At 64.6% G+C, this 15993-nt stretch carries 14 protein-coding genes; 9 read left to right on the top strand and 5 right to left on the bottom strand.

Annotated elements, in window-relative coordinates:
- Positions 1 to 45 precede the first annotated feature (45 nt).
- The 5 genes from FJ443_RS12280 to FJ443_RS12260 all read left to right on the top strand — a co-directional run bounded on the left by FJ443_RS12280 (position 46) and on the right by FJ443_RS12260 (position 4070).
- The gene (locus FJ443_RS12280) at positions 46 to 453 is read left to right on the top strand and encodes a DUF2000 family protein (RefSeq protein WP_140664203.1); all 408 of its coding nucleotides are present in this window, start codon (positions 46 to 48) and stop codon (positions 451 to 453) included.
- Positions 454 to 625: 172 nt separating this feature from the next.
- Positions 626 to 1510: a DMT family transporter gene (locus FJ443_RS12275; protein WP_181172188.1), complete on the top strand. Its 885-nt coding sequence runs from the start codon at positions 626 to 628 to the stop codon at positions 1508 to 1510.
- Between the two features lie 66 nt (positions 1511 to 1576).
- A complete protein-coding gene (locus tag FJ443_RS12270) occupies positions 1577 to 2599 on the top strand; it encodes a LacI family DNA-binding transcriptional regulator (RefSeq protein WP_140501249.1) in 1023 nt (340 codons plus the stop codon).
- On the top strand, positions 2596 to 3579 hold the full coding sequence (locus FJ443_RS12265; protein WP_140664201.1) for a 2-hydroxyacid dehydrogenase: 984 nt from the start codon (positions 2596 to 2598) through the stop codon (positions 3577 to 3579). Before FJ443_RS12270 ends, FJ443_RS12265 begins: the two co-directional genes overlap by 4 nt.
- An 86-nt stretch (positions 3580 to 3665) precedes the next feature.
- Positions 3666 to 4070: a hypothetical protein gene (locus tag FJ443_RS12260; protein WP_140501137.1), complete on the top strand. Its 405-nt coding sequence runs from the start codon at positions 3666 to 3668 to the stop codon at positions 4068 to 4070.
- On the opposite strand, the gene FJ443_RS12255 is transcribed toward FJ443_RS12260, so the two are convergent.
- Positions 4071 to 4862 (bottom strand): gamma-glutamyl-gamma-aminobutyrate hydrolase family protein, encoded by a 792-nt coding sequence (locus FJ443_RS12255; RefSeq protein ID WP_224647246.1) that lies wholly within the window; start codon positions 4860 to 4862, stop codon positions 4071 to 4073. It abuts the gene before it with no gap.
- Between the two features lie 244 nt (positions 4863 to 5106).
- On the opposite strand from FJ443_RS12255, the gene FJ443_RS12250 reads away from it, so the two are divergent.
- Complete coding sequence (locus tag FJ443_RS12250) at positions 5107 to 6216, top strand: TRAP transporter substrate-binding protein (protein ID WP_140501135.1); 1110 nt, start codon at positions 5107 to 5109, stop codon at positions 6214 to 6216.
- Positions 6217 to 6363: 147 nt separating this feature from the next.
- Here the strand turns inward: FJ443_RS12250 and FJ443_RS12245 are convergent, their stop codons facing one another.
- From FJ443_RS12245 to FJ443_RS12230, 4 genes are all read right to left on the bottom strand, one after another.
- Positions 6364 to 7392, bottom strand: coding sequence for a zinc-dependent alcohol dehydrogenase family protein (locus tag FJ443_RS12245; protein ID WP_140512844.1), 1029 nt, complete (start codon positions 7390 to 7392; stop codon positions 6364 to 6366).
- Between the two features lie 19 nt (positions 7393 to 7411).
- On the bottom strand, positions 7412 to 9208 hold the full coding sequence (locus FJ443_RS12240; RefSeq protein ID WP_181168458.1) for a TRAP transporter large permease subunit: 1797 nt from the start codon (positions 9206 to 9208) through the stop codon (positions 7412 to 7414).
- Positions 9205 to 9789, bottom strand: a complete 585-nt coding sequence (locus FJ443_RS12235) for a TRAP transporter small permease subunit (RefSeq protein ID WP_140501131.1) — start codon at positions 9787 to 9789, stop codon at positions 9205 to 9207. The genes FJ443_RS12240 and FJ443_RS12235 overlap by 4 nt, the downstream gene beginning before the upstream one ends.
- Positions 9790 to 10080: 291 nt before the next feature.
- The gene (locus FJ443_RS12230; protein WP_140558753.1) at positions 10081 to 10986 is read right to left on the bottom strand and encodes a branched-chain amino acid ABC transporter permease; all 906 of its coding nucleotides are present in this window, start codon (positions 10984 to 10986) and stop codon (positions 10081 to 10083) included.
- 150 nt (positions 10987 to 11136) lie between these two features.
- Here FJ443_RS12230 and FJ443_RS12225 point away from each other — a divergent pair, with 150 nt between their 5' ends.
- From FJ443_RS12225 to FJ443_RS12215, 3 genes are all read left to right on the top strand, one after another.
- Positions 11137 to 11751, top strand: a complete 615-nt coding sequence (locus FJ443_RS12225; RefSeq protein WP_140567812.1) for a CGNR zinc finger domain-containing protein — start codon at positions 11137 to 11139, stop codon at positions 11749 to 11751.
- Positions 11726 to 12277, top strand: a complete 552-nt coding sequence (locus FJ443_RS12220) for a hypothetical protein (protein WP_140558751.1) — start codon at positions 11726 to 11728, stop codon at positions 12275 to 12277. The genes FJ443_RS12225 and FJ443_RS12220 overlap by 26 nt, the downstream gene beginning before the upstream one ends.
- A gap of 220 nt (positions 12278 to 12497) precedes the next feature.
- Positions 12498 to 15974 (top strand): indolepyruvate ferredoxin oxidoreductase family protein, encoded by a 3477-nt coding sequence (locus FJ443_RS12215; RefSeq protein ID WP_140664198.1) that lies wholly within the window; start codon positions 12498 to 12500, stop codon positions 15972 to 15974.
- Positions 15975 to 15993 lie beyond the last annotated feature (19 nt).

Here is a 15993-nt window from a genome sequence, read left to right as displayed (position 1 = left end):
TCCTTTCGCCTTGAAAGGGGCACAACCCCGAATGGTCACTGTCTCATGTTCGATACGAAATTTGCAATCGTGCTCAGGGATGATCTGCCGGTCTGGCAAAAGCTCAACGTCACCGCATTCCTGACCAGCGGCGTCGTCGCGCAGTTCCCCGATATCATCGGCGAGCCCTATCGTGACCGCGCCGGCAATGTCTACAACCCGCTGTCGATCCAGCCCGTCATCGTGCTGTCCGCCGACCAGGCGACACTCGGCGCAATCCACAGCCGCGCCCTGGAGCGCGGAGTAACGAGCTCGCTCTATATCGAGGAGATGTTCTCGACCGGGTTCGACGCCGCCAACCGCGCCGTCTTCGCCGAATTCGCGCCGGAAGACGCCAAGGTGGTCGGCATCGCATTGCGCGCCGACAAGAAGACGGTCGACAAGATCACCAAGGGCGCTCGCATGCATCCCTGACGACCCGGGCCTGAGCCTGTCCGCAGCTCTTGTTGTGCCAGCCGCTTTTGGCTTGCCGCACGCCCGCAATTGCCGCAAAGGTGGGCCTCAGCCCAGCTTTCCATTCGGCCTGCAAGTGAGTGCTCCCCAAACATCTTCAGAAAGCGCGACGCCGCCGGTGGCGATCCTGTGCATGCTTTCCACCTATGTCTTCTTCACCTTTCTCGACACCAGCAGCAAATACCTCGTCCTAGCCGGCGTCTCCGCGCTTGTCGTCGCCTGGGTGCGCTTTACCGTGCATGTCGTGCTGGTCGGCGCGCTGTTGCGCGGCTGGCGCGAACCGGCGCGGTTCCGTCCGGCCAACCTGCCGGCTCATGTCCTGCGCGGGCTGTTCCTGTTCGGCTCGACCATTTGCAACGTGCTGGCGCTGCGGTCCCTGCAACTGGCCGAGACGACATCGATCTATTTCTTCGGGCCGATGGTCATCACCGCGCTTGCCGGCCCGCTGCTTGGCGAATGGGCGGGCTGGCGGCGGTGGCTGGCGATCCTGGCCGCGTTCGCCGGGGTTCTGATCATCACAAGGCCGGGGGTCGGCGTTTTCGGCATCGGTCATTTGTTCGCGCTCGGCTCGATGCTGTCGAACTGCTTCTATGTGATCATGACCCGACGCATGTCGGCGACCGAGACATCGGAAAGCCTCATCCTGTTTTCGGCACTGGCCCCGGCGGTGGTGCTCCTGCCCATGCTGCCGTTCTCGTTTTCCCTGCCGCATGATGGCTGGCACTGGTTCATCCTGCTCATGCTCGGCGTCTTTGGCGGCGTCGGTCATTGGCTTCTGGTGCAGGCCTATCGCATGGCCACCACCACCGCGCTCGCCCCCTATCCCTATTCGCAGATGGTGTGGATGATCCTTTCCGGGCTCATCGTCTTCAAGCAGTTCCCCGACCGCTGGACGCTCGTCGGCGCCGCCGTCATCGTCGCCAGCGGTCTCTACATCGTCCATCGCGAGCACCGGCTGCGCCTGCGCAATCGTGCGGTGCTGGACGTCGAGGCGGAAGCGCTGGCAAAAAAACTTTGATTTAGCCTCGAAGGGTGGCATAAGGCCGCCTTTAAACAGTTTAAAAAACGACGGGGGAGGGGAAGGCTGGCACAGAAGATCAAGCTGTCGACGATCGCGGATGCGCTCGGCGTGTCCACGGCCACGGTATCGCTGGCGCTGCGCGACAGCCCGCTGGTGGCAGGCGGCACCCGTGACCGCATCAAGGAACATGCCCGCGCCATCGGCTACATCTACAACCGCCGTGCCGCCAGCCTGCGTACCTCGCGTTCGGGCATTGTCGGCGTCGTCGTGCATGACATCATGAACCCGTTCTTCGCCGAGATCCTGCGCTCGATCGAAAGCGAGCTCGACCGCAGCCGCCAGACCTTCATCCTGTCCAATCACTACGACCAGCTCGAGAAGCAGCGCACTTTCATCGACACGCTTTTGCAGCTCGGCGCCGACGGCGTCATCATGTCGCCGGCCATCGGCACTCCGGCCTCGGATATTCTGATGGCCGAGGAAAACGGCCTGCCGGCGGTGCTGATCGCGCGCACCGTCGAGGGCGCCGACGTGCCGGTTTTTCGCGGCGACGATGCCTATGGCACGGGGCTTGCCACCAATCACCTGATCTCGCTCGGCCACAAGCGCATCGCCATGATCGGCGGCACCGACCAGACCTCGACCGGCCGCGATCGCTACCAGGGCTATGTCAACGCCATGGAGGCCGCCGGGCTGGAAGTGCGGCCGGCCTGGCGCATCCCCGGCCCGCGCACCAAGCAGGCTGGCTTCGAGGCCGCCGGACAGTTTCTGGCCCTGAAGGACAAGCCGACAGCCGCCTGCTGCTGGAACGACCTCGTCGCCATCGGCCTGATGAACGGCATCGCGCGCGCCGGCCTGGTGCCCGGCCTAGACATATCGGTCACCGGCTACGACGATCTCGAGGAGGCGGCAATCGCCACGCCGGCGCTGACCACCGTGTGGAACGGTCAGCGCGAGGTTGGCCGCCGCGCCGCCAGCGCCCTGCTCGACAAGCTGAACGGGCAGACGGTGCGGCCCTCTCAGGAACTGATCAAGCCGGAACTGCATGTGCGACAGTCGACCGGCAAGCCGGTGGAGCGTGCATGACGAGGCCCGAGCAACTGCAAACCGTCGCCATCCTGGTGCCGGGGCATTTCAACGACCACGCGGTCGAGCGCATCGACCGGACATTCAGGCGTGTCGGGATCGAGCGCGCCGAGCCGTCCCTGGTCACCGATGATATGCGCGACAACGTGCGCGCCATCGCCTCGTTCGGCGGCATCAGCGCGGCCTTCATGGATGCATTGCCGAAGCTTGAGATCGTCGCCAGTTTCGGCGTCGGCTATGATTCGGTCGATGCCCGCCACGCTGGCGATCACGGCATCATGGTCACCAACACGCCGGATGTGCTGACCGAGGAGGTCGCCGACACCGCCATCGGCCTGCTGATCAACACCGTGCGCGACCTGCCGCGCGCCGAAACCTGGCTGCGCGACGGCAGCTGGCAGCGCAAGGGCAACTATCCCTTGAGCCGGCTTACCTTGCGCGGCCGCAGCGCCGGCATTTTCGGCATGGGCCGCATCGGGCTCGCTATTGCCCGCCGGCTGGAGGCGTTCGGATTGCCCGTCGCCTATCACAACCGGCGCCGGGTCGAGGGCCTGTCCTATCCCTATCATCCGACGCTGAAGGGCCTCGCCGAAGCAGTCGACACGCTGATTTCGGTGGTCCCGGGCGGCGCCTCGACGGAAAAGGCGGTCGATGCCGAGATCCTGTCGGCGCTTGGCGCCAACGGCGTCTTCGTCAATATCGGGCGCGGCAGCACGGTCGACGAGGCGGCGCTTGCGACAGCCCTCGCCAAGGGCACTATCGCCGCCGCCGGGCTCGATGTCTTCGCCGACGAACCGAACGTGCCGCGGGCGCTGCTTGACGCGACCAATGCCAGTCTGTTGCCGCATGTCGGTTCGGCGTCGGAGCACACACGTCGCGCCATGGCGGATCTGTGCGTCGACAATCTGGTGTCCTGGTTCAGCGAGCGCCGGTCGATCACACCTGTGCCCGAGACCGCGCATGTGAAGGCGCGCTGCTGAGCGGTCGGGCTGCCATATTTATTAACGTCAGCTTAACCCTTTGAAATCATTCTTCATCCTGTCCGTACGCATGGATGAGGATCACCATGAAAACGCTTTCCGTACTGATCGGAGCCGCCGCCCTGTTTGGCGGCGTTCAGCTGTTTCATGGCGGCACTGGTGAAAGCGTCGCTGAAGAGGCCGCGCCGCCCGACACCTACAGGCTGGTCGCCAATGGTGATGAGGGGGTTTGCGCAATCAAACGCGGCGCCACCGTCTCGGACGGCCTGTCGCTTTTGACGGTGGCTCCGAACTGTAGCCGACTCATGCCAGGCATCGAGCGGGCGAAATTCTGGCGCGAGCAGGAGGACGGCACGGTCGCCTTCAGCGTCAACGGCGTCGATCCGATCGTCACCTTCGCGGTCGCCGATGGCGACGGATTCGAATCCTACGCTCCCGCACTGCCGCTGCTGTCGCTGGCGGCCGCCGGGGACCCGAGCACCGACGACTGATTACTCCGCCGCCGCGCGGGCGCCGGCTTTGGCAGCCGCATGCAGGCGAACCGCGTCGCCGAAGGCCCGGAAGATCTTGGCCGAGTTACTATCCGACTTGACCCAGTATTCGGGATGCCACTGGACGCCGACCGCGAAAGCGCGGGCATCCTTTACAGAGACCGCCTCGACGGTGCCGTCGTCGGCCACGGCTTCGATCTGCAGCTTCGAACCAAGCCGGCCGATTGCCTGGCGGTGCAACGAGTTGACCTTCATGTCGCCGGCCCCAAACACACCGGCCAGGCAACTGCCCGCCTTGATCGAAACGGTCTGGTGAATCGCGAAACGTTCGTCCTGATTGTCGCTCACCGGCGCGCGGTGGTCGAGCGAGCCTTCACGCTCCTGGATTTCGGTGCCCAGCGTGCCGCCCAGCGCCACGTTCATCTCCTGGATGCCGCGGCAGATGGCAAGCAGCGGCACGCCACGCTCGATCGCCTTGCGAATCAGCGGCAAGGTGGTGGCGTCGCGTGCCGGATCATACGGGCCGTTCGCCTCGCTGGCATCGCCGCCATAGAGCGAGGGGTCGACGTTGGATTTCGAGCCGGTCAGCATGACGCCGTCGACCGACGACAGCAGCTCATCGAAATCGAGCCGCTCGCCGAACGAAGGCACCAGCACCGGAAACACGCCGGCGCCGGCTATCGCCGCCTCCAGATATTGCTGTGGAGCGGCATGCCAGGTGTAGTTGTCGAATTGACGGACGTCGGTCGATATGGCGACGAGCGGCTGCTGCATTTTGGCTTTGTTTTCCATCTGGGCCGGGGAATCCTGCCTTCAAAATAGGCGATCCCAGCACATTTTTCCATGACAAGTTTCGGTCTGTCGGATGGGCCACCAAACGGCCCGTTAGACTATAGTTGCAAGGCCCTGCGCACACGCCGTCAAATCAGGCCGCCACGCTGGACTCGACTCCTTGCCCGTGTATTGTTTCGCCCAGCCGTGCGGGACATCGAGCATGCGCCGCACGTCGGTTTGTTGATCCAAAAGGGAGGACTTCATGGATCGTCGTTCATTCATCCGCAAGGCCGGGACGACCGGCGTTGGCGCCGCCGCGGCCGCCGCCACGCTCGCCGCGCCGGCCATAGCCCAGTCCAATCCAAAGGTGACCTGGCGGCTGGCGTCGTCCTTTCCCAAATCGCTCGACACGATCTATGGCGGCGCCGAGGTCTTCTCAAAGATGCTTTCGGAAGCCACCGACGGCAATTTCCAGATCCAGGTCTTCGCCGCTGGCGAACTGGTGCCCGGCCTTCAGGCGGCCGACGCCACGACCGCCGGCACGGTCGAGGCCTGCCACACGGTGGCATATTATTACTGGGGCAAGGATCCGACCTGGGCGCTGGGCGCGGCGGTTCCGTTCTCGCTCAACGCGCGCGGCATGAATGCCTGGCACTATCATGGCGGCGGCATCGACCTGTTCAACGAATTTCTCGCCACGCAAGGCTTGTTCGGCCTGCCTGGCGGCAATACCGGCGTGCAGATGGGCGGCTGGTTCCGCAAGGAGATCAACACGGTGGCCGACCTTTCCGGCCTCAAGATGCGCATCGGCGGCTTCGCCGGCAAGGTTGTGCAGAAGCTCGGCGTCGTGCCGCAGCAGATCGCCGGCGGCGACATCTACCCGGCGCTTGAAAAGGGCACCATCGACGCAGCCGAATGGGTCGGCCCCTATGACGACGAGAAGCTCGGCTTCTACAAGGTCGCGCCCTACTACTATTATCCAGGCTGGTGGGAAGGCGGCCCGACCGTCCACCTGATGTTCAACAAGGCGAAATACGAAGAACTTTCGCCGACTTACAAGTCGCTGCTGCATACCGCCGCGCAAGCCGCCGATGCCAACATGCTGCAGAAATACGACTATCTCAATCCTGCGGCGGTGAAGCGGCTGGTGGCCGGCGGCGCCAAACTGCGTCCGTTCAGCCAGGAGATCATGTCCGCCTGCTTCGAGAAGGCCAATGAGGTCTACGCCGAAATGGAAGCCTCGAACGCGCCGTTCAAGAAGATCTGGGACTCGATCAAGGGCTTCCGTAAGGAGCACTATCTCTGGGCGCAGGTGGCCGAGTACAATTACGACACCTTCATGATGGTCCAGCAGCGCAACGGCAAGCTGTAAGGTTTTTCTGCCTTATTTCGAAGACCCCGGACTCGGTAGTCCGGGGTTTATTCGTTGGGCGTCGGTGCTGGAAACATCGATAGTCGAAGGCGTCGAAACTTGCGCCGCAGGGCCGGGGGTCGAACGGGTTCGAAGCGACAGCGGCACTCAGCCTCGGTCCGGCACCACCACCACCTTGACCTCGCCGGCGGCAGGCGGGTTGGCGATTACCGCGGCGGCCTCTTCCAGCGGCACCTGCCTGGAGATCAGCCGGTCGATCTCGATCGCGCCCGAAGCGATCAGCTCGGCGGCGCGGCGGTGCGTGTAGGGGTTGAGGAAGGAGCCGAGGACCTTCAACTCGCGAAACAGAAGATCGAAGGGCTCGAACGCCGCCTTCATGCCTTGCGGCACCACGCCGACAATGACGACCGTACCGCCGGCCCTCGCCAGCCGCAGCGACTGCTCGACCGTTTCCTGGACACCGGCACATTCGAGCACCACGTCGACACCGCCGGGCACCAGTCCCGCTGGCCCGGAGATGGCATCGATGACGTCGGCGGCGCTTGCGTCGACCGTTGCCGTCGCGCCGAGCTCCTCGGCCAGTGCGCGCCGTGATGCCTGTCGCGTCGACAGGATGATGGTCGTCGCCCCTGCAAGCCTTGCCAGTTGCACTGTGAGCAGGCCGATCACGCCGCCGCCAAGTATGGCGACCGAGGAGCCGGGCTTGATCTCGGCCAGATCCACGCCATGCAGGCAGCAGCCGAGAGGCTCGCAGAAGGCGCCGTGCGTCGGCTTCAAGTCCGCGGGCAGGATGAAGGCCTGTTTCTGCGGCAACACGACGTAGTCGGCGAAGCCGCCGTCGCGATGGATGCCGATGGCATTGAGATTGCTGCACAAATTGATGCGGCCGGCATGGCAATGGCGGCAGCGTCCGCAGGCGATGTTGGGATCGCCGGTGACGCGGTCGCCGATCGAGAAGCCGCTCACGGAATGTCCCATTGCCTCGACGATGCCGGAGAACTCATGTCCGGGCGTTACCGGCGGCCGGCAGGGAAACTCGCCGTGGAAGAGATGCCGGTCCGTGCCGCAGACGCCGCAGGCCTCGATGCGCACCAGCAGATCGTCAGGCCCGGGAACCGGCTCGGCGACCTCGCGCAGCGTGATGCTGCCAACCGCTTCCAGCCGTACCGCTTTCATGGTTTTGCGACCTCCGGCATCAGTTGAAATTCGGCGGCTGCGACAGATCCGGCTGTGGTGCCGCCGGTTTGGCGGGCGCCGTGTCGCCGAAGTTCGGCGGTTGCGACAGGTCGGGCGCGGCAGGCGCGGCGGGCGGCGGGGCGCGAGTGGCGGGTGCGGTTCCGCTCCCGGCCGGCGGCGTGCCGAGCGGCGTCAGTCCCGGCACCTCCGGCACCGTATAGTCGATCGTGCCGGAATCGACCGCTGTGCCCTTGTAGTGCATCACCATTTGCGGGAAGGCGATGGTGAGCCCGATCATGATCACCTGGATGCAGACGAACGGCACGGCGCCCCAATAGATCTGGCCCGTGGTCACCGGCGCGATCTGCTTGCCGGTCAAGCGGTCGAGATAGGGCACCCGGGCGGCGACCGAGCGCAGGTAGAACAGCGCGAAGCCGAAGGGTGGATGCATGAAGCTGGTCTGCATGTTGACGCCCAGAAGCACGCCGAACCAGATCAGGTCGATGCCGAGCTTGTCGGCGGCCGGTGCCAGCAACGGCACGATGATGAAGGCCAGTTCGAAGAAATCGAGGAAGAAGGCAAGCACGAAGACCAGGATGTTGACGCCGATCAGGAAGCCGACCTCGCCGCCCGGCAGCGAGGTCAAGAGATGCTCGACCCAGATGTGGCCGTTGACGCCGTAGAAGGTGAGGGAGAAGACGCGCGCGCCGATCAGGATGAACAGCACGAAGGACGACAGCCTTGTCGTCGAAGCGAGCGCCTGCCTGACCACGTCGAGCGACAGCCGGCCTTTGATCGCCGCCATCGCCAGCGCGCCGACAGCGCCCATGGCGCCGCCCTCGGTTGGAGTGGCGATGCCAAGGAAAATGGTGCCCAGCACCAGGAAGATCAACGCCAATGGCGGGATCAGCACGATCACGACCTGCTGCGCCAGCCGCGACATCATGTTGATTTTCAGGCGCTGATCGGCGATCGCAACGATATAGATCACGGCCACTCCGATGCTGGCGCCGAGGATGTCGGCATTGTCGCCATGGGTCGGTGCGAGATAGCGGTAGGCCGCGTAGGAGATCGCTACCGTCGCCAGCAACGCCACCAGCAGCGACACGACGCCATGGCCGAGCGTGCGTGCTTCCAGCGGCAGCGCCGGCATCGAATTCGGCCGGACGATCGTCATGATCAGGATGTAGAGCATGTAGAGGCTGGTCAGCACGATGCCGGGGATCAGCGCGCCCGCATACATGTCGCCGACCGAGCGGCCGAGCTGGTCGGCGAGCACGATCAGCACCAACGACGGCGGGATGATCTGGGCGAGCGTTCCGGACGCGGCGATGACGCCGGACGCCAGCCGGCGGTCATAGCCGTAGCGCAGCATGATCGGCAGCGAGATCAGCCCCATGGCGATGACCGATGCCGCCACCACGCCGGTCGTCGCGGCCAGCAGCGCGCCGACGAAGATCACGGCATAGGCAAGCCCGCCGCGGATCGGCCCGAACAGCTGGCCGATCGTATCGAGCAGGTCTTCCGCCATCCCCGATCGCTCGAGCACGATGCCCATGAAGGTGAAGAAAGGGATCGCCAGCAGCGTGTCGTTCGACATCACCCGGCTGCCGTAGAAATTATCCGGCAACGCATGCAGCAGCGGCCAGGCGAGATTGATCGAGCCGCCCGAATAGGGTGAGACCAGCACGCCGATGAAAAAGAACAAAAGTCCGTTGGCGGCGAGCGAGAAGGCGACGGGATAGCCGATCAGCAGGAAGAGGACCAGCGAGGCGAACATGATCGGCGCCATGTTCTGGGCGATGAACTCGATCACGAGCGCACCTCGTCGGCCAGTGCCTTGGCTTCGAGTTCCGCCTGCTCATGCGCCGATATGAACGGGGTGGGGTCGTCCATGTCGCCGCGCATGATGGCGATCTTCTTGATGATCTCGGAGATGCCCTGCAGCGCTAGCAGGAAGAAGCCGACCAGCAGGATCGCCTTTGCCGGCCAGATGATCAGCCCGCCGGAATTGTTCGACATTTCGCCGCTGCGGAACGACAGCGACACATACGGGACGAAATAGATCACCATCAGCGTCACGAACGGCATCAGGAAAAAGACATGGCCGAAAAGGTCGATCCAGTGCTGCACGCGGCGCGGGAACAGGCCATAGACGATGTCGATGCGGATATGGTCGTTCTGCTTCAGCGTATAGGCCGCTGCCAGCATGAAGGCGGCGCCGAACAGGTACCATTGCAGCTCCAGCCACGCATTCGACGAGGTGTCGAACACCTTGCGGATGGTCGCGTTAGCGGCGCTCACCAGGATTGCCAGCAGGATCAACCACGATATCCATTTGCCGATGAACTCGTTCACACGGTCGATCGTCCTGGATAGAGCGAGAAGCCCTGCCATGCATTCCTCCCTGTTGGCCGAGGCGCGACGGCTCCCCCTTGTTTTCCGCCGCGCCGCTGTGGCCTAACCGTATGCCGTGCGTGGCAGGACGGGTCAACACAGGAGCGGCGCTGTCAACGCGGTTGTGAGACGAGGAAGCCGACGAAGCGCAGGCAGACGGCGCACGGCTTGGGAACCCGGAACCGGCAGCCGGCAGGGTTCGTGGGGAAAATCAAAGCCTTAAGGCGGTCGTTTCGTTTCCGAAACAAGCTTATCGACGGCATGCGTCATGCAACCAAAGTCTGATGCGGATCACACGATCTTGGTCTGGTCGCGGCCAGCGCCGATCAGCACCAGCATGGCGACGAGGAACAGGTACATCCACGCGTCGCGCCATTCCACCGGGAAATAGCCGGCCCACAGCGACTCGGCCATGCCGAAGGCGGCAGCGCCCAGGGCCGCCCGCGGCGGCGAGAGATAGCCGCCGACCGCTGTCACGAACAGGATCTTGAGCCCGTAGACGAGGCCGGAACCGAAACTGACATTGCCGTAATAGAGGCCGGCCATGACGCCGGCCAGCGCGGCGCAGAAACCACCGAACAGCACTGCGTGGCGGAACACGGCGCGCACGTCGACGCCGCACATGGCGGCCGCCTTGGGATCGTCGGAGACGGCGCGCCAGCGCCGGCCGAAATTCGAATGGGCAAAGCCCCAAGCCGCAAGCGCCACCGCCCCCAGCACCACGGCGCAATCGAGCAGCTGGATCAGCGTCAATGTCGCCTTGAAGCCGGCATTCTGCGCGAAAACGACAGGTTGCGCCAGCATAGGCGGCAGCCACAAATCATGCGTGTCGGCGGCGATGCGGCTTGCTTCCGACAAAACCAGCAGGATGCCAAGCGTGGTCACCACGATCGCGTTGGGCGAGCGGTCGGCCAGCGGTTCGAAGACGCTGCGCGACAGGACCCAGCTGATAAGCGCGGCGTAGAGGAAAGCCGCTGCGACGCCGAGCACCACCGCCGCCGTCAGCGTCAGCCACAGCACCTGGTAGCCGAAGGCGGCGGTCAGGATCATCGTCTGTCCGCAAAAGGCGAACAGCGCGCCATAGGCCAGGTTGGTGCGGTGCAGGATGCCGTTGGTCAGCACATAGCCGAACGCCAGCAGCGCATAGAGTGCGCCTGAATGCAGCCCGTTCAGGACCTGCTGGAACAGATACAGCATGCGAAAATCCTCGGGGCATGTCGCCCAAAGCGCATAGCGGTTTTGGGACGACGATACGCTCCAGACAGAGAGCGGCAACACCCGCTTCAGGGCAGACTTGCATCGTCGAATCTAACTTGTCAAATGCCATTTATCGGTTAGATTTCGGACATGACGGTATCCTGGACCCCGCACCGCTTCACCGGCGGCCTGCTCGCGCTCGACACGGCGAACACCGTCGTGCTGCGTGCCGATCCCGAGAGGACCTTCGACCGTTTTGACGATCCGCGCGAGATCGCCCGCTTCGCGGACGCGGCCAGCGGCTTTCGCGCCGCCGAGCTTGGCGGCAGGCGGCTGGCGGTCTCCGCGCCGACAGCAATCGCGCCTGTCGTGCTGGCGATCCGCGAGGCGACGGACCGGTTGTTTCGCCACGCCGTGTTGAGGGGCGCCGTCGCCACCGATCATCTCTCAGGCTTGCTGGGGGCCTGCGCCGACGGTCTTGCCGGCAGCCGGACCGAGATCGTAGCGCCCGGAAAGCCGTTCGGCGATCCGGCAACGCCGATCGCATTCGAAGCGGCACTGGCGGTTTCCGCCCTGTCGCTGCTGCGCAACGACACGGTCGCCAGGCTCAGGATCTGCCCCAACTGCACCTGGCTGTTCGTCGACCGCAGCCGCAATTCCAGCCGCCTGTGGTGCGACATGGCGGTCTGCGGCAACCGCCAGAAGGCAAGCCGCCACTATCGCCGCCGCAGGGCGGCCAATGAGGTCAACAATGTCCAGGATTAGCTCTCGTTCAGCCCTGCTCGGCATGGCGCTGATCGCGGCGATGGCGCTCGGCGCCTGCCGCGACACCGCCAAGGACGGTGAAGGCAAGTTGTTCGAGATTTCGGGCAAGATATTCGTCTTCAACTATCGTCTTGCCAGGGCGACCTATGTCGTGACGCTGCGGCCCCTGCGCCCGATGGGAGAGGGCCAGGTCGCGGTCGCCAGCTTCCAGGATCCGGCCGGCGGCGCGCCGTTGGTGGTCGAGCAGAAGGTCTGGCCCAAGCTCGATAAGGTGACGCTGGAGAGCCCGGCTTTGACCTGCGTCGTCAAGAACAAGCCTTATACGATCGCCATCGCCATCAAGGGCTCCGACGGCGCGGTCCTGCAGAAGATCGACACCACGCTGATGTCCACCGAAGACCAGTCCATCCTGCCCGATCGGCCGCTCGTCATTGACCAGCTCTACACCGCCAATCCCGATCTCGTCGGCCACCCCGACGGCAAGCTGCCGGGCGAGCCGAAGCCCGACTGCTCCAAGGGCACCTGACGCTCGCCGCCAAGCCGAAAGGCAAGCGAAATTTTCGTACGCCGGACATTGCTCGCGGGGCGATTTCATACCGGGCAAGGGATGACGGCGGATCGTTCGTTGCGCGTTGCCTGGCACGTCCGATTTCGTTTGACCTGTCTTGCAAGGGGAGAAAGGATGCGTCATCCGATCCCGACGCTGGCTGCCTGCCCCCGCGCGGCCTCCGCAGAGGAAATGCCTGATGACGCTGCACGACGTCGCGCTCGACGACAAGTTCGACCTGGGGAAGGAACGCATCTTCCTGTCCGGCGCCCAGGCGGTCATCCGCATGCTGCTGATGCAGCGCGAGCGCGACCGCCGCGCGGGCCTGAACACGGCCGGCTTCGTCTCCGGCTATCGCGGTTCGCCGCTGGGCGGCCTCGACATGCAGCTGTGGAAGGCAAAAAAACAGCTCGCCCAGGCCGACATCGTCTTCCAGCCCGGCCTTAACGAGGAACTCGCCGCTACCGCCTGCTGGGGATCGCAGCAGACGGAACTGCTGGGCGAAGGCACCCATGACGGCGTTTTTTCGGTTTGGTACGGCAAGGGTCCGGGGGTCGACCGCTCCGGCGACGTCTTCCGCCACGCCAATCTGGCCGGCTCGTCGAAACATGGCGGTGCGCTCGCTTTGATGGGCGACGACCACATGGCCGAATCCTCGACCAACGCGCATGCCACCGAATTCCTGTTCGTCGACGCCATGGTGCCGATCCTCAACCCGGCCGGTGTCCAGGAGATAATCGATTACGGGCTCTACGGTTTTGCCATGTCGCGCTTCGCCGGCACATGGGCGGCCATCAAATGCGTCAAGGACAACATCGAATCGACGGCCTCGGTCGATGCCTCGATCGAGCGTCTGAACATCGTTAATCCCGAGTTCGACATGCCGCCCGGCGGCCTCAACATCCGCCACGAGATCGACATGCTCGGCCAGGAGGAGCGGCTGCATGAGTACAAGCGCGCCGCCGCGTCGGCCTTCATCCATGCCAACGGGCTGAACCGCGTCGTCTATTCGGGCGGCCGCAATCCCAGGATCGGCATCATCACCATCGGCAAAAGCTATCTCGACGTCCGCCAGGCGCTCGAGGATATCGGCATCGACGAGGCGGCCGCCGGCCGCATCGGCGTGCGGCTGTTCAAAGTCGGTTGCCCCTGGCCGCTCGATTTCCAGCACATTGCCGAGTTCGCGCGCGGCCTCGACACCATCGTCGTCGTCGAGGAGAAGCGTTCGCTGATCGAGGTGCAGCTTCGCGAGAGCCTCTACGGCACCGCCACGCAGCCCGTCATCGTCGGCAAGAAGGACGAGCGCGGCGACTGGCTGTTTCCGGCCAAGGGCGCGCTCGACCCAAACGAGATCGCCATTGCCCTTGGCGAAAGGATCGTGAAAACCATCGGTCCGTCGGAAGAGATTTCAGCGCGGGTGGCGAAGCTGCGCCAGTTCCAGGCCATGCTCGCAGACGCGTCGGACATCGGCTCCCGCACGCCCTTCTTCTGTTCCGGCTGCCCACACAATTCCTCGACCAAGGTGCCGGATGGCTCGATCGCCGCGGCCGGCATCGGCTGCCATTTCATGGCGCTGTGGATGGACAGGAACACTGTCGGCTTCACCGCGATGGGCGGCGAGGGGGCGCAGTGGGTCGGCCAGGCGCCCTTTTCCAAGCGCGACCACATTTTCCAGAATCTCGGCGACGGCACCTACAACCACTCCGGCACGCTGGCGATCCGCTTCGCGCTGTCGTCGGGCGCCAACATCACCTATAAGATACTCTATAACGACGCGGTGGCCATGACCGGCGGCCAGCCGCATGAAGGCGGCCTGACGGTGGACATGATCGCCAGGCAGGTGCGAGCCGAAGGGATCGAGCGCATCGCCATCGTCACCGACGAACCCGACAAATATGCCGGCAAGGTCGAGTTCCCGGCCGGCGCCACCATCCATCACCGCGACGATCTCGATCTCGTCCAGCGCGAGCTGCGCGGCGTCAGCGGGGTTTCGATCCTGCTCTACGACCAGACCTGTGCCGCCGAAAAGCGCCGCCGTCGCAAGCGCGGAACCTTTCCCGATCCCGACAAGCGGGTCTTCATCAACGAACTGGTCTGCGAGGGCTGCGGCGACTGCGGCGTCCAATCGAACTGCGTCTCCATCCAGCCGGTGGAGACCGAGTTCGGCCGCAAGCGCCGGATCGACCAGTCGAGCTGCAACAAGGATTTTTCCTGCGTCAATGGCTTCTGCCCGTCCTTCGTCACGGTGCATGGCGCCAAGATCCGCAAGGCCGAAGGCATCGCCGGCAAGACCGATCCGCTCGACGGCGTTCCAGCAGCCGCCGAATTCCCGCTCGGCGAACAGGGCTGGGCGGCGATCATCGACGGCGTCGGCGGCACCGGCGTCGTCACCGTCGGCGCCGTGCTCGGCATGGCGGCTCATCTCGAAGGCAAGGGCTGCGGCATGATCGACATGGCCGGGCTTGCCCAGAAGGGCGGTTCGGTGTTCACCCATGTCCGCATCGCCCGCACGCCCGATGACATCCACGCCATCCGTGTCTCGGCCGGCAAAGCCGATCTCGTGCTCGGCTGCGATCTCGTCGTGTCGGGCGCCAAGAAGGTGCTGGCCGCGGTGCGCGAGGGCCACACCATCTTCCTCGCCAACACTGCCGAGATCATGCCGGGCGAGTTTGCCCGCTCGGCCGATTTCTCGCTGCCCATCGAGCGCTTGAAGAAGGCGATCCGCACTGCTGCCGGCGACGACAGGGCGCATTTCTTCGACGCTACCCGCACAGCCACCGTCCTGTTCGGCAATTCGCTGGGCGCCAACATGTTTATGCTCGGCTTCGCCTTCCAGCATGGCGGTCTGCCGCTGTCGGCCCAAGCCGTCGAAAAGGCGATCGAATTGAACGGCGAGGCGGTGGGGATGAACATCGCCGCCTTCCGCTGGGGCCGCCGCGCCGCGCATCAGCCGGACTTCGTGCGTGGCCTCGTCCAGCCGGGCAAGGACGGCCAAGCCGCCACCATTGCCCAGACGCTGGACGAAGTCATTGCCCGCCGGGTCGCTTTCCTTTCCGCCTATCAGAACGCCGCCTATGGCAAGCGCTACGCCGGCAGGATCGCTGCCCTGCGCGCGGCCGAAGCCAAGGCAGCGCCCGGTTCGAGCGCCGTGACGGAAGCGGCGGCCAGGAACCTGTTCAAGCTGATGGCGATCAAGGACGAATACGAGGTGGCGCGGCTCTATACCGACGGCTCCTTCGCCGCCGAACTCGGCAAGCAGTTCCAGAGTTACGAAAAACTCGAATTCCACCTGGCGCCGCCGGTTCTGGGCCGTCGCGGCAATGACGGCAAACCGAGGAAATCGAGCTTCGGTCCCTGGATGATGAAAGGGTTTCGCATGCTGGCGGCGATGAAGGGCCTGCGCGGGACAGCATTCGACCTGTTCGGCTACACCGCCGAGCGGCGCATGGAGCGGCAATTGCTGGCGCAATATGAGGCCGACCTGCAACGCGTCGCCAACTCGCTGGCGCCGGACACCATCGAGGCCGCCACGGCCCTCGTCTCGGTGCCGGCACTCATCCGCGGTTACGGCCATGTTCGGCAAGCCAGCGCTCAAAAGGCGGCCGGCGAGCGCCAAAGACTGCTCGAGCGCCTGTCCGGCACGTCAGCGAGGGCGGAACTCCAGGCCGCCGAGTGATGGCCTTGTTTACCTAAAG

The organism is Mesorhizobium sp. B2-6-1, from assembly GCF_006440475.1.
Lineage (GTDB): Bacteria > Pseudomonadota > Alphaproteobacteria > Rhizobiales > Rhizobiaceae > Mesorhizobium.
Note: the sequence above shows the minus strand (reverse complement) of the source record. Positions and strands in the feature narration are given on the sequence as shown.

Bases quoted from the DNA above. Each gene is read 5' to 3' on its own strand.
- FJ443_RS12280 (WP_140664203.1), top strand. From the start codon at position 46: ATGTTCGATACGAAATTTGCAATCGTGCTCAGGGATGATCTGCCGGTC.
- FJ443_RS12275 (WP_181172188.1), top strand. From the start codon at position 626: ATGCTTTCCACCTATGTCTTCTTCACCTTTCTCGACACCAGCAGCAAA.
- FJ443_RS12265 (WP_140664201.1), top strand. From the start codon at position 2,596: ATGACGAGGCCCGAGCAACTGCAAACCGTCGCCATCCTGGTGCCGGGG.
- FJ443_RS12260 (WP_140501137.1), top strand. From the start codon at position 3,666: ATGAAAACGCTTTCCGTACTGATCGGAGCCGCCGCCCTGTTTGGCGGC.
- FJ443_RS12255 (WP_224647246.1), bottom strand. From the start codon at position 4,862: ATGGAAAACAAAGCCAAAATGCAGCAGCCGCTCGTCGCCATATCGACC.
- FJ443_RS12250 (WP_140501135.1), top strand. From the start codon at position 5,107: ATGGATCGTCGTTCATTCATCCGCAAGGCCGGGACGACCGGCGTTGGC.
- FJ443_RS12245 (WP_140512844.1), bottom strand. From the start codon at position 7,392: ATGAAAGCGGTACGGCTGGAAGCGGTTGGCAGCATCACGCTGCGCGAG.
- FJ443_RS12235 (WP_140501131.1), bottom strand. From the start codon at position 9,789: ATGGCAGGGCTTCTCGCTCTATCCAGGACGATCGACCGTGTGAACGAG.
- FJ443_RS12230 (WP_140558753.1), bottom strand. From the start codon at position 10,986: ATGCTGTATCTGTTCCAGCAGGTCCTGAACGGGCTGCATTCAGGCGCA.
- FJ443_RS12225 (WP_140567812.1), top strand. From the start codon at position 11,137: ATGACGGTATCCTGGACCCCGCACCGCTTCACCGGCGGCCTGCTCGCG.
- FJ443_RS12220 (WP_140558751.1), top strand. From the start codon at position 11,726: ATGAGGTCAACAATGTCCAGGATTAGCTCTCGTTCAGCCCTGCTCGGC.
- FJ443_RS12215 (WP_140664198.1), top strand. From the start codon at position 12,498: ATGACGCTGCACGACGTCGCGCTCGACGACAAGTTCGACCTGGGGAAG.